Annotated in this window: 7 protein-coding genes; 1 reads left to right on the forward strand and 6 read right to left on the reverse strand. The window is 42.4% G+C overall.

The annotated features are described in order from the left end of the window. Window positions 1–178 precede the first annotated feature (178 nt). Window positions 179–4666, reverse strand: coding sequence for a glutamate synthase large subunit (gene gltB / locus EHQ64_RS02545; RefSeq protein WP_135647940.1), 4488 nt, complete (start codon window positions 4664–4666; stop codon window positions 179–181). Window positions 4667–5195: 529 nt separating this feature from the next. Here gltB and mdtD point away from each other — a divergent pair. Further along, the gene (gene mdtD / locus EHQ64_RS02550) at window positions 5196–6605 is read left to right on the forward strand and encodes a multidrug transporter subunit MdtD (RefSeq protein ID WP_135647941.1); all 1410 of its coding nucleotides are present in this window, start codon (window positions 5196–5198) and stop codon (window positions 6603–6605) included. A gap of 496 nt (window positions 6606–7101) precedes the next feature. Here the strand turns inward: mdtD and EHQ64_RS02555 are convergent, their stop codons facing one another. The 5 genes from EHQ64_RS02555 to EHQ64_RS02575 all read right to left on the reverse strand — a co-directional run bounded on the left by EHQ64_RS02555 (window position 7102) and on the right by EHQ64_RS02575 (window position 13031). Continuing rightward, the gene (locus tag EHQ64_RS02555; RefSeq protein WP_135647942.1) at window positions 7102–8376 is read right to left on the reverse strand and encodes a hypothetical protein; all 1275 of its coding nucleotides are present in this window, start codon (window positions 8374–8376) and stop codon (window positions 7102–7104) included. Between the two features lie 60 nt (window positions 8377–8436). Continuing rightward, entirely contained in the window at window positions 8437–8754 is a 318-nt protein-coding gene (locus EHQ64_RS02560; RefSeq protein ID WP_135647943.1) for a hypothetical protein, read from the reverse strand. A 252-nt stretch (window positions 8755–9006) separates the two neighbouring features. Continuing rightward, on the reverse strand, window positions 9007–11082 hold the full coding sequence (locus tag EHQ64_RS02565; protein WP_135647944.1) for a hypothetical protein: 2076 nt from the start codon (window positions 11080–11082) through the stop codon (window positions 9007–9009). Window positions 11083–11132: 50 nt separating this feature from the next. Further along, window positions 11133–12029: a hypothetical protein gene (locus EHQ64_RS02570; protein WP_246048530.1), complete on the reverse strand. Its 897-nt coding sequence runs from the start codon at window positions 12027–12029 to the stop codon at window positions 11133–11135. Window positions 12030–12392: 363 nt separating this feature from the next. After that, the gene (locus EHQ64_RS02575; protein ID WP_135647945.1) at window positions 12393–13031 is read right to left on the reverse strand and encodes a hypothetical protein; all 639 of its coding nucleotides are present in this window, start codon (window positions 13029–13031) and stop codon (window positions 12393–12395) included. Window positions 13032–13147 lie beyond the last annotated feature (116 nt).

Raw genomic sequence — 13147 nt, forward strand, 5'->3', positions numbered from 1 at the left:
GCCAGAATTATATGCACTCGTAACAATTCGTTTTCTTTCCTTTCAAGTAAGCGAGAACGGATGTTAGAACCAGTCTATCATCCGTAAACAATGAGGGCAAGGTCTTTTAAGCTCGAAATCAATCGAACCTTGGAACCTTGCCCTTCATTCAGATCGGAAAAATTTTCCCCGAATTCTTTTATTTAGGAGTCACCTTCACAAAATACTTTTTGGAATTTTCCCAAGTTTTCAGGATCTCTTCTGAAAGATCAGATCCGGTCAACTTAGTATGCTCCGTAATCAAAGACTTTATGATTTCGTAATCTTCATTTTCAAGATCCACGATTTTCACGTATTCTTTGTTAATTAAAGGTTCGAGTTCCCAATCTTTTTGGAAGAAATATGCATTTCCTCCGGTCATACCGGCTCCCATATTTTTCCCAACGGTTCCAAGGCATACGATGGTCCCGCTTGTCATGTATTCCAAGAAGTGGTCCCCTGCGCCGCCTACTACAGCGTCCGCTCCGGAGTTCCTTACACCGAATCTTTCTCCTGCTCTTCCTGAGCTGAAAAGTTTTCCGGAAGTTGCCCCATAAAGACAAGTGTTACCGATGATCACGTTCTCGTATGGTTTCAATTTGGAACGACGATGTTTGCGGATCACGATGGTTCCACCGCAGAGTCCTTTTCCTACGTAGTCGTTTGCATCCCCGTGAAGAGTGATTTGTACACCTTTCACAAGCCAAGCGCCCAAGGATTGTCCTGCAGTTCCTTCCAGAATGATCTCCAGTTTTCCAGGAAGACCTTTTGCTCCGTATTTACGAGCAATGATCCCGGAAACTTTCGCACCTACTGTTCTGTTCGTATTCTTAACCGAATAAGAAAGAGACATGGAAGTTTTTCCTTCCAAAGCAGGCTCAGCATCTTTTAAGATACGATCGTCTAAAACTTCTCCGACAGCTTCTCTTCTAACGAATCTGTCTTTTTTCTTCTTAGGATCGTAAAGAAGTGGAAGACGAACTAAAATCGGATTCAAGTCAAGTGAATCTAAACGGTCTTGCTCATAACGAGTGATCTGTTTCAGAAGATCAGTTCTTCCGATGATCTCGTCCATGGAACGGAAGCCCAATTTAGCGAGATATTCTCTCACTTCCATTGCAAGAAGTGTCATTAGGTTCGCAACTTGGTCAGGAGAACCCTTGTATTTCGCTCTGAACTTCATGTCCTGGGTAGCGATACCTGTAGGACAATTGTTTAGATGGCATTTTCTTGCCATGATACAACCCAGAGCCACGAGAGAAGCTGTTCCGATCCCGTATTCTTCCGCACCTAAACACGCAGCGATGATCACGTCCCTTCCGGAAACGATACCGCCGTCAGTACGGAGAACGATACGATCACGTAGACCATTCATTACTAAAACTTGATGTGTTTCGGAAAGACCTAATTCCCAAGGAGATCCTGCATGTTTGATGGAAGTAAGAGACGCAGCTCCAGTTCCTCCCACATGTCCAGAGATCAGGATCACGTCAGCGTTTGCTTTCGCAACACCCGCAGCGATTGTTCCTACCCCGGCTTCGGATACTAATTTTACGGAAACTTGAGCAGTATGGTTCGCCTGCTTCAAATCGTAAATCAGCTGAGATAGATCCTCGATAGAATAAATATCATGGTGAGGAGGAGGAGAGATCAAATCGATCCCCTGAGGAGTATGACGATTGGTCGCGATCTCCTCGTTATTCTTCTTCCCTGGAAGTTGTCCGCCTTCTCCCGGTTTTGCACCCTGAGCGATCTTGATCTCCAATTCTTTTGCGGAGTTGAGATACTCTGAGGTCACACCGAATCTTCCGGAAGCCACTTGTTTGATGGAAGAATTAGCAAGATCGCCCTTCTCATCCACAACGTAACGAGATGGATTTTCTCCACCTTCTCCGGAGGAAGATTTTGCTCCAAGACGGTTCATAGCAATTGCAAGATCCGTATGTGCTTCGATAGAAAGTGCTCCATGGCTCATACCAGGAGTTAGGAAACGTTTCTGGATCTCAGAAACTGTTTCCACTTCTTCGATCGGAACAGGAGAACGATCCACGAAATCGAAAAGATCTCTAATATTGATCGGATCACTTTCTTCCATCAGCTTGGAAGCTTCCAAGAACGCTTCGTAGTCATTATCCACCGCAGCTTTGCGGATGAATTTTACGACTTTAGGAGACCATCTATGAGGTTGGTCGTCCTTTTCAGAAACGAAATCCTCAGGATTAATTTCTTTGTTAAATGCAGAGTCGTGGTTTCTAAGAATATTCTGCTCGATCCCGCCGATACCGATCCCGGAAATTCTGGAATAAGTTCCCGGGAAGTATTTAGAGATCAAAGTTCTAGAAAGACCGATTGCTTCGAAAACCTGTCCACCTACATAGGAAGACATGATGGAAATTCCCATCTTGGACATGATCTTCATAAGTCCGTCGTCTACCCCCGCGCGATAATTCGCGCAAAGAGAAGCAAAAGAAGGACGAGTTCCGTCTTCTGAATCAAAATCACCTTTGGTCCAAAGATCGTGAAGAGTATCCCAGATCAGATAACTGTTTACTCCGGAAGCTCCGTAACCTAAAAGAACAGCCACATTATGAATTTCGAATGCAGATCCTGTTTCCACAAGAATGCTAGTCGCCGCACGTTTTTTATTACGGATCAAGTGATTATGGACTGCAGCAACGGCCAATTCCATAGGGATCGGCGCGCGGTCTTTGTTCAGTTTTTTATCCGAAAGAATGAGGATATTCACTTCGGATTCAGCAGCCTTCACTGCATCCGCAAGTAATTTATCCAAAGCGAGCTCTAGATAATTTCTGGCAGCGCCTTCCTCATGATGAGCCTCGAAGGTTGCATCTAGGGTCACAACCTTGTATTGTTTCCCATCCTTATCCCGAATTCTTTGTAATCCGAGATTCGTCAGATACGGATGAGATAGAACGAGACAGTTCTGAGGTTTTTCATCTGCGAATAAATTCGTCTTCTTCACTAAACGAGTATAAAGAGAGGTAACACCTTTTTCTCTTAAATAGTCGATCGGAGGATTGGTAACCTGAGCGAATCTCTGGCGGAAGTAAGTATACAATCCGATACGAGAAAGCATTAGGATAGAAAGAGGAGTATCATCTCCCATGGAACCGATCGCTTCTTTTCCTGCAAGCGCCTGAGGTTTGATCACCGCTTTTTGTTTATAAGGAGAATATGCGAAAAGGATCTGTCTTCTTCTTAGCTCGTCTCCGGTATAAGTTACGGTTTGAGCAATAGACTCGTCGATCGTTTGGTCCAGATATTCTACATTCTCTTTGGACCATTCTCTATAATCGTATTTTTTCTCGAAGAATGCGTTCACATCTTCGTTGAAGTAGATCTTTCCTTCTTTCAGGTTGATCGCGAGCATATCGCCCGGTCCCAATCTTCCTTTTTTAGTGATAATCTCTTCGTCGATATGAACAAGTCCAGTCTCGGAACCCATAACTACGAGTCCGTCTTCTGTAATCACATATCTTGCAGGGCGAAGTCCGTTTCTATCCAAACTTCCACCGACCCAATCTCCTTCCGCGAATGCGAGAGCAGCAGGTCCGTCCCATGGCTCGGTCAATGTGTTATTGTATTCGTAGAATGCTTTCAGTCCTTCGGACATCTGAACGTTCTTACTCCATGCATTCGGAATAAGCATCGCTTTCGCGTGAAGTACGTCTTTTCCGGAACGTACGATCGCTTCCATCGCATTATCCAAACTTGCAGAGTCGGATAAATGTGGTCGAATAATAGGATGGATCTCTTTTTGGAACTCTCCCCATTTTTCGCAGGCGAGCTCTTCTTCTCTAGCGAGCATCCAAATCCTATTTCCTACGATCGTATTAATCTCACCGTTATGTGCGAGAATACGGAAAGGTTGAGCAAGCGCCCAACTTGGGAATGTATTCGTAGAATATCTTTGGTGGAAGATACAATAAGGAGAAACCATTTCCTCACTTTTTAGATCTTCATAAAATTGAGAGACTTGGTTTCCGTTGAATAATCCTTTGAACACGATCCTTTCTGAAGAGAAAGAACAGATATAAAAATCTTCGCTCATAGAAAGTTTCAGAGCATCTCTCATCACTTTCTTTTGGATCAGAAATAATTTGGTCTCGAAGTCCTCATTGGACATTCCATCCGGTTTTCCGATCAAAACTTGTTCGATCTGAGGACGTGAAGAGTTTGCCTTCGGCCCTAAAACTTCCGGATTTACAGGAACATATCTCCAAGCATAAAGCTTGAAGTTGAATTGCATAAGTGCTGATTCGATAAGACTGCGACAAACATCTTGTTTATCTATATCTTCTCTTGGAAGGAACACCATCCCTACACCGATGGAATCTTCGTCCGGGCGTCTGTGTCCCATTTCCTCGATGTATTTCGCAAACAGTTTCTTAGGGATACGGATCATGATCCCGGCGCCGTCTCCGGTTTGCATATCGGCGTCTACGGCTCCACGGTGAGTAAGGCAGGCAACCGCCTTCAAACCCATAGATACAACTCGGTGATTGGACTCGCCCTTATAAGAAGCGACGAAGCCTACTCCGCAGTTATCGCGCTCGAAGGACCTGTCGTATAGACCGTTTTCCTCCAAGTACTTTTGGATCCGCAACTGTTCGTCAAGGTTTAACATCCGCTAAGGTTCCTCTTTAGGGTTGGTAATAGATTCGGGACATTGCTTCGCCCCTATCCACGGAATGCGAAGACGCAAAACGCGATGTTTGGCTGAATTTTGTAGCAAATGCCCGATTCTTAGACCAGTAAATTTGCGAGTGCTTACTTTGAAAACGATCTTTTTGGGGGAAGGAAGGGCTGAAGACCTAGATCCGGCTTATAATCCGGATTTTGTGAAGCCTAAGAGAGTAAAATAGTCTCTGAGTTATAGTACGAGAGCCAAGCAAAGCGACGAAAAATAGAAAATAGAGATTCTGTTATGCAACGGGACCTTTTTCGTGCAAAAGGTATTCCCCACCCTTCTTTGGGTGGGGGCCGGTGCGGTGGTACGCTTGCTTCTCGAGAAAAATCTCCATAGCAGATTTTCATTTTTCCTTCAAGAGGAATTTTTCCGGAATCCGCGTGTAGGAGCTCCTACAAATGAATCTGCGTTCCGGCTTCTTCCTTAATTCGATCATGAAATTTATGGAATCAACGTCTAACTAACAATGACAACGGAATCAAAAGGAAGTCGGGCTCTTCTATGGCTAGTCGCTTGCGGCTTTTTTATGCAAACCCTAGATGGAACCATAGTCAACACCGCATTACCGGGAATTGCGAAAAATCTTCAAACAAGTCCTCTCAAAATGCAATCCGTTGTGGTCGCCTACTTATTGACCATGGCAATGATCATTCCGGCTTCCGGTTGGATCTCCGACAAATTCGGGGTCAGGCAAGTTTTCATCGGAGCGCTCGCGTTATTTGCAACCGGTTCCTTATTCTGCGCTTTTTCCCAAAATCTAACTCAACTTGTTCTTTCAAGGATCCTGCAAGGAATGGGAGGAGCACTTTTACTTCCCGTAGGAAGACTTGCTCTTCTTCGTTCCGTTCCTCATGATCAATTCTTACAAGCGATTAGTTTCGTAGCAACCCCAGGACTCTTGGGTCCACTCATAGGTCCTGTTCTTGGAGGATGGCTTGTAGAAGTTGCCTCTTGGCATTGGATTTTTTTGATCAATATTCCTGTAGGGATCATAGGAGGGATCGCTGCCTCGATCTATATGAAAGGAGATCCTGAAGCCGAATCTTCTTCTTTCGATTGGACCGGATATCTGCTTCTCGCATTCGGAATGGTCTCCGTTTCTTTGGCGATGGATGCAGGTTATAGTTTAGGTTTAAGAAGAGCAGGCATCTTACTCTTGATGATCTTCGGTTTGGCGAGCATCGCAGGCTACTGGATCCATGCCTCCAGAAATCCTAAACCATTATTTTCTCCTAAAATTTTTTCCATTCCTACTTTGAGCATTGGTTTGCTTGGCAATCTATTCTCTCGTTTGGGAAGCTCCAGCATGCCATTCTTAGTTCCTCTGTTCCTACAAGTGAATATGGGATATTCTCCTTTTCGCGCGGGGCTTATGCTTCTTCCAATGGCTGCTGCAGGGATCGGGATCAAAAGATTCGCTCCGTTCCTCATCTATAAATTCGGATACAGGAATGTTCTCGCAACAAACACCATTCTGATCGGATTCAGCATGAGTAGTTTCTTTTGGTTGGATTCTTCAGATATTTGGTGGCTTCTTTCCTTACAATTATTTTGTTTCGGAGCCTTTAACTCACTTCAATTCACTGCGATGAACACTTTCACTTTAAAGGATCTGGAAGGAAATTTCACAAGTAGCGGGAACACAATCCTTTCTATGGTACAAATGTTGGCAATGGGAATGGGGGTCGCCTGTGGAGCGGCGGCATTAGAAGGATTCACCGATCTATTCGGAAAGGAGCCTACAAATATGCTTTTGTCTTTCAAAAGCACATTCGTATGCATGGGGCTGATCACTCTTTCATCCAGCTTTATCTTCTGGCAGATCAAAAAAGAAGACGGTAGAAGTGCAGTCTTGAAAGATTCTGTTCTGGATTGAATTTTCTATTTCGCACAGAGGCCAGAGGCCACGGAGTTAGGAATTAGGGAAATAAACTTAGCGCCTTATCGTGAACTTAAAAAATTCTGAAAACAACTTTCACGCGAAGCCGCGAAGAGAAGAAGATTTCTGTTGGAGTTCCTACGAGAAAAAATTGCCCCCGCCCAATCTTGCGACCAGTAGGGAGCCAAGATTCCCGAAGGGTAACTGAGCAAATGCGAAGTTAAAATTCAAATCAAACAAGCTGCAATAAATTAGGCGCAGCATTCGGGTGGAGGGGAGGGCCTTGTGGGAAAGGCTCGGTCTCGTATATCATCAAATTCTCAAATTTTCAATAACGATCTGTATATTACGCGGAATTTTGATTCCAAGTATGTTTTAGGTAGAAGAAGACTTCGAAAGTTTCGCATAGAGGCCACGGAGAACACAGAAGAATTAATATTCACGTTTCACCTCAGTGAACTCGGCATTCTCTGCATGAAACCAAATTTGAATATTAATTTCTACGAATAGAGAGAACAGGATTTAAGAAAAGGTCCGAAAGGATCTTTCTCTGGCTCGCATCAGGAATACGGGAGAGAAGTTGATCCATCTTCCCTTTGATCTGAGTGAAATCAGGATACTCGTCCATCACTCTTAAAATATGAGGCCAAGCTTTTTTAACTAACTCCGCAACTGCAGGACTTGCAGTCCTTGCTTTGTTCCAAGAATTTTCCAATTGGCTTCGGATCCTAAAGAAGTCGCGGCCTAGTTCTAAAACTTTTCTAAGCCTAGATTCTGAAAGACCAGTACGTGTTCCCAATTGACCTAGAGTCCCATCCCATTCCACAACTTCCCCTCTGGATTCTTTTAATAAAGAAGTTTGCAATTGAACAAGCGCGTTCTCTTCTACAGGTAAAGAAGCAACCCAACGTTTATATTCTTCCAGCTGTCCGGCCTTTTGGAAAACTCTCACTTTTCCAACTTGGTCCATATATTTAGAAAAAGGAATACTTACCGGAGGTTCCGTATAACTCGGAGTTTCTCCTCCGAAATCGCCGTCGAAATGCAGATCTTCCACATCCGAAAGAATATCTTCTCCGATTTGAACGGAAGAATCGTCTTCTTCCAATTCTTCCACCTTCATGATCAAAGGTCTTCCGGAGAATAGTTCACCATATTTTTGTAATATTTCCGCGAGTATAGGGGTCTCTGGACCTTTTCTAACAGGAACTGGGATCGGCCTTGCTGCAGCACCTGCTGCGGCGACTTCCCTTGCTACTTCACCTAAGGAAGCGGCCTCTCTTTTTTTGCCGGTCGCAATTTCAACCAGATAGACCATTCCCTCTTCCGATTCGAATCTATGACCCGCAGGAAAAGTAAAACCTAGACCTTCTAAAATCTCATCCGAAATCTTAGAGTATTTTTTCTTTCGAGGAACTTGCTCTGCAGAAGATTCCTGCTCGATCAGTTTCGTTTTTACCTTGTTTAAGGCCCCTAAAAAGTTGCGGTTCATGTAGGAAGAAAGTTCCTGAGAACCCATTCCTAAAAATTGAGCGAACTGCGGAAGCTGATCAAAGAAATGATCCGTCTTTTGGACATTAGTGGAGATATAAGAACGAATTTTAGTTTTAAGAGCATCCTGCTCTTTCAACGGGATTTTTTTCGCGGAGATGATCGTCCCGAAAAGTTGGATATGAGTATGGAAATAACTTAAGAATTCACCGTACGCGGTCAGAACGTACTCGCCGTGGGCGTTTTTTTCTATGACCTTTTTTTCTGGGCCAGCCATAATCCGGATTCGCAGTCAAGTTTTTACAAGCTTGGCTCGGAATTCAAGACAATTAAAGAGTCAGACTCTTTTCGGGATCGTTTCTTCGCTCGGACTTCCGCTAATAATTCTGTACCTCAGAAAGGTATTACAGGTAGCTTCTTCCGAATAGCGGACCAGATCGTAGTCAGGTCTCGGGGATCTAAAAAAAGAAGAATGAGCCAAACGTTCGGTAACTTCCTTACGAATATGGGCCCTGGCTTCGTTCCTTCTTAAATACACGGAAGGGACAACGATATCGTTTTTATAGGATAAAATATTATTTCTGTAGATCGCTACTGTAAGACGGATCCGGTAGGATTTATTCTCCAGTTGGTCTTTTGCTTCCAGAAATTCCATAGCGACACTCTGCGGATCAAAAATCTTAACGATTTTCTATACCCAAAGTATCGGTTTTCCCACCCCCCGATCTCAAATTCGTAAGATAGAATTTTTTTACTTTTGGAAAATTTAGATTAGGTCGATATGTTTCGTTTCTCAGGAAGATTATTTCGCACAGAGGCCACGGAGAACACTGAGGGGTTACTAGCGTGGAGAAGAATTCCTAAAACAGAACTTCTCCGTGCACTCAGTGATCTCTGTGCGACAAAATCAAGGTAACATAATTTTATGCAAAGTCCAAGGAGTGGCAAGAAAGGCCGAATCTCCTGTGTCCGAAACATATAGAACTTTTGTAGATATTTGATTCGTAGGAATAGCAACTTCGCCCAAGTTCGTAAAGTTAGAATCTCTTATTACGATCTTAAATCCGTTCCCCACTGTCCCTTCCAGAGTATACAACTTACCGTTCTTATCCGTAGTAATCTGTTGGTATGCAACGCTCGAAGCTCCGGATAAATTGGTCCAAGTTAAAGAATTTAAATCGAATTTTATGATACCTGTATAAAAATCGGTTTCATTCTGCGCGAAAATCATTTGATAAAAATTTCCGACATTATCGACTTCTAATTCATCTGTGCTAAAGATTCCCCACTCACGGAAAGGATTATCAATATAAGTACCTGAGCTACCTCCTATTAGAGAAGAATAATTCAAATACATAAAATAATCTTCATCCCCAATATCCACCTGACTTGTGAATAATGAATTATTATAAATAGCGAGATTCGTAAATGGTACAAAAACATTCGAAGGCAGAGAACTTGTAGTTGCCCCCGTAAAATCCGTTTTAACTTTTATTAATACTTTTGCGCTGGAAGTCCGTCCGGAGAGATATAAAGAGTCCCCTCCTATTTCCATATCCGTTCCTTGTATTGTTGATCCTTGAAAAGTAGGAAGAACAAAACTGGAAATCTGAGCCCCATTCGCGTTCAATTTCGTGATCTGGCCTGTCGTATGAAGAATATAGAAATTCTGATTTGTATCTCTCACGACTTGGATCGGAGAAGAACCGATCAGATCTTGAAAGCACGGAGTCATGATCGGGGAAGAACAAGAAACGACAGAGCCTCTTCCGGCATCCGCTACAAAAACATTTCCCGTCCTTGAATCGGTCGAGATACTTTGGACTGTAGAACTTAAGGAAGGAGTGATCGGAAGGAGCACTGATCCTCCAGACATTCCACTATGAAATCTCACCAAATAATTTCCAAGATCCGGAAAAGAATTTTTCTTAATAGCTACTATGATCTGATTCCCTACCATAGTCATATCGATGATCTGTCCTACAAAAATGTCTTTAGAAGCAAGTTGTACAGGAGTATCTCCACTTATATCGTATTGATATAGATCGAAATTACTGTTATCCGCTACAAGTAGACTTCCATCCGCAGGATGAATGTAAATTGCGTAAGGCTCTCTGAAAGTTCCAGGTAGATCCCAGGTTTTTAATAAATTTCCGGAAGAAGAATATCTAAAAATACGATCCGTACCAGTATCGAAATTCGCCTCACTAATATAAAGATTTCCTGAAGTATCTACTGCAAGATCTTTAGGTTCCGAATCGGCAGGGAGATCAATAATACTTGCCTGACTACAGTCCGAGAAAAGTTCGAATACTTTCATGCCGACTAAAGCAAAAATACGATTCGAAGGATCTACAACAATCGATTTGGAAGCCACACCGGTCCAGACTCCGATCACTTCTCTTGTTGTATTCAAAAGATATGTATTCGCTCCGCTAGAGACTAAAAGTAAATTTCCCCAGGAAGTAGCGGATAAAACTCCTCCTGCAAATCCGTTTTTGAAACGGACAAATTGAGTTCCTCCCCCACCGTTGGAGTTTAATTTTGTGGAGCAACCGGTATTATACGAAATCCCTCCCGTATCGAACAAACTCATGGAGGAAACATTACCTTCTAAGCTGACAGCTTGGACTGCATATTGAAAAGATTTCTGAGTATCTGAAACATTATCCGTAAACGTAGAGTTGGAAGTTGTTCCGATTTGTTGGTAAGAAGACTCAAAACTGGACTTTCTAAAGACTCGATATTCGGATGCAGGGATCGGATCCCAGTTGATCTCTACCTTGTTCGTAAATGTCGCGTCACTTGCAGTAACCCATTGAGGTGCATCTCCAGGAGGCGCTGGATCTGTTGGAGTTCCAGTTCCTCCACTTGGAGAGATCACTGCAAGCAAAGCACTTACCGGATCGAAAGATTGCCCCTCTTGGGAACAATTATAAAAAGTCAAAGTTGAGATCAGAAGGCAAACGGTTATTTTTTTCATGGTCCAATACGGCATATTCTATTTATTTTATATATACTTTCGCTTTTACTTTAAGGAATCGTCACTCTTCCACGAAGGAAATAGTCCTGAAAGGGGCCATCCGCATAAGAATACGATACTATTTCTACACACATATAATCAAAATTATTTCGATTCAAACTTGTTGTAGCGCTATATGTTCCGGGAGGGACCGGATCAAATATGTCGAAATACCCGAGTGGAGCCGCTGGAATAGAAAAAGAGATAGGTTGACTAGCAGCGATATCGGTGTACAAATAATCGAAGGTATCTACAGAGACCGCAAATTCGGATTTAAATTCTACCGTATCTCCATTTAAGGAAGCCTTCGCACACGCAGGAGCGCAAGTTCCAACAGTAGCAGGAAGAGCCGCAGCACCAGTGCAGAAATGCCCTTGTCCTAGTTGTTTTACTTTGGAAGAGATCCCGAATTCATTCCTTGCCACGATTAAGATCTTCAATTTCCGATCCGAAGGTCCAACCAAGGCAGGAGGATTTGCACCCGGCTGCGCAAGTTGTCCAGCAGTTACAGTCCAATGAGAGAATGAATTTATAACTGTATTCTCCGGAGTCAGTGCCATATTCCTTCCGCCGATGAATGCAGAAACTGTAGTATTATCATGAACCGGCAAAACAAAATCGATCGACTGAATAGAGAATAATCCCAAAAAACTAAGCTCGTCTTCATCCGAAATATCGAAACTAGTGATCGTTGATTCTTGAAGATCAGGTGCGTTCACAGGTTGCCCCGGAGGAGCAGGATTTCCAGGAGGGATCGGAACCGGCGCATTTGTTCCGTCTAAGACCGATTTTGCGGCTGCTACTAGTTCACCAAGATTTTTAGGATCTTCGGAACAGGAAACTTCGGAAAGTACCAATATGCTTAAGATAGTTTTGATAATGTAACTTTTTATTTTTATAGAACTCATTTTAACCAATATAACTTTTTTACACAGTAAAGATGAAGGCCCTCTAATTTTCCGAGTTTTTTAAGAACTGATCGGAAAGTTCGGAATGAACAATACAAATTCAGGAATAAACGCGTGTTATGTGAGTTGATGAATTCCTTTGGTTTCAAAACTTCGCCCAAAGAACACGTTATACAAGTTTGCGGTTCAATCCGATATGTTCTGAACAACAAATTGTTGCTAACTTTATGGATCGTTTTTTGGATCAAAAATAAAAAAAGTGAGGAAAAGCTCACATTTCATGTAACGAGCACTACAGAGGAATATCCGATTTATTTGATATCAAACAGAAGCTTTTCTTTGACGGAATTGAACCTATAAAATTCAGGTCCCGACTAAATCTCCCTTCTCAGAAGGAAGATACATGGGCCTTTTTTTCGCCCAAGGAAAGAAAGGGAGTAAGAGTAGAATATAAAGGATCGGAAATGAAAATAATAAGATCTCGCCCTGTACATTATTCAATTGAATGATCCCTATAGATCTAGAAAGAAATACGAAAAATATAAAAAGAATAACCGAAGTCACAAATGCAAAAACAATAGAGATCAAATTACGTATCCAAATGTTTTTCCAAACAAAAATACTCTTCATTAAAAAATGAAATTTAAAACTCGCATATAAGATCCTAATAGAAACCAGAAACAAAGCCAGAGCTAAGATCGGATTATTCCCCACTCCTCCGATAATTTCCAAAAGACTAAGTCCAGTCGCAATAAAAATGATAGAAGAATAAACGAATAGAAGTACCGAGGCAGTCCTGCTTCTCGAAAAACGGATCACTAATCCGAAGACAAACATCAAGAGCGGATCAAAATAAAAAGTACTTAATGAACCTAAAAGAAAAGCGAACAAAATCCCTTGTAAGATCCCGATACAAAATAAGATCTTGGAGGAAAAATTTAAGAATTCCTCCGCCTCCTGAACGGATTCTATTTTATTAAGGAAACTTTTGAGGAACTTCATATCGGATCTATTTTTGCAAATTTGAATGATAGCCAAAATCAGTCAATTTTTTAGATTCTCCGCCCTTTTGTCGGGGATCCCATGTAGTAGGAATTCCGACAAAATGCCAAAAACAT

Origin of the sequence: Leptospira sarikeiensis (genome assembly GCF_004769615.1) — a bacterium.
GTDB classification, from domain to species: Bacteria; Spirochaetota; Leptospiria; order Leptospirales; family Leptospiraceae; genus Leptospira_B; species Leptospira_B sarikeiensis.

Bases quoted from the DNA above. Each gene is read 5' to 3' on its own strand.
- EHQ64_RS02555 (WP_135647942.1), bottom strand. From the start codon at position 8,376: ATGGCTGGCCCAGAAAAAAAGGTCATAGAAAAAAACGCCCACGGCGAG.
- mdtD (WP_135647941.1), top strand. From the start codon at position 5,196: ATGACAACGGAATCAAAAGGAAGTCGGGCTCTTCTATGGCTAGTCGCT.
- EHQ64_RS02570 (WP_246048530.1), bottom strand. From the start codon at position 12,029: ATGAGTTCTATAAAAATAAAAAGTTACATTATCAAAACTATCTTAAGC.
- EHQ64_RS02565 (WP_135647944.1), bottom strand. From the start codon at position 11,082: ATGAAAAAAATAACCGTTTGCCTTCTGATCTCAACTTTGACTTTTTAT.
- gltB (WP_135647940.1), bottom strand. From the start codon at position 4,666: ATGTTAAACCTTGACGAACAGTTGCGGATCCAAAAGTACTTGGAGGAA.
- EHQ64_RS02575 (WP_135647945.1), bottom strand. From the start codon at position 13,031: ATGAAGTTCCTCAAAAGTTTCCTTAATAAAATAGAATCCGTTCAGGAG.
- EHQ64_RS02560 (WP_135647943.1), bottom strand. From the start codon at position 8,754: ATGGAATTTCTGGAAGCAAAAGACCAACTGGAGAATAAATCCTACCGG.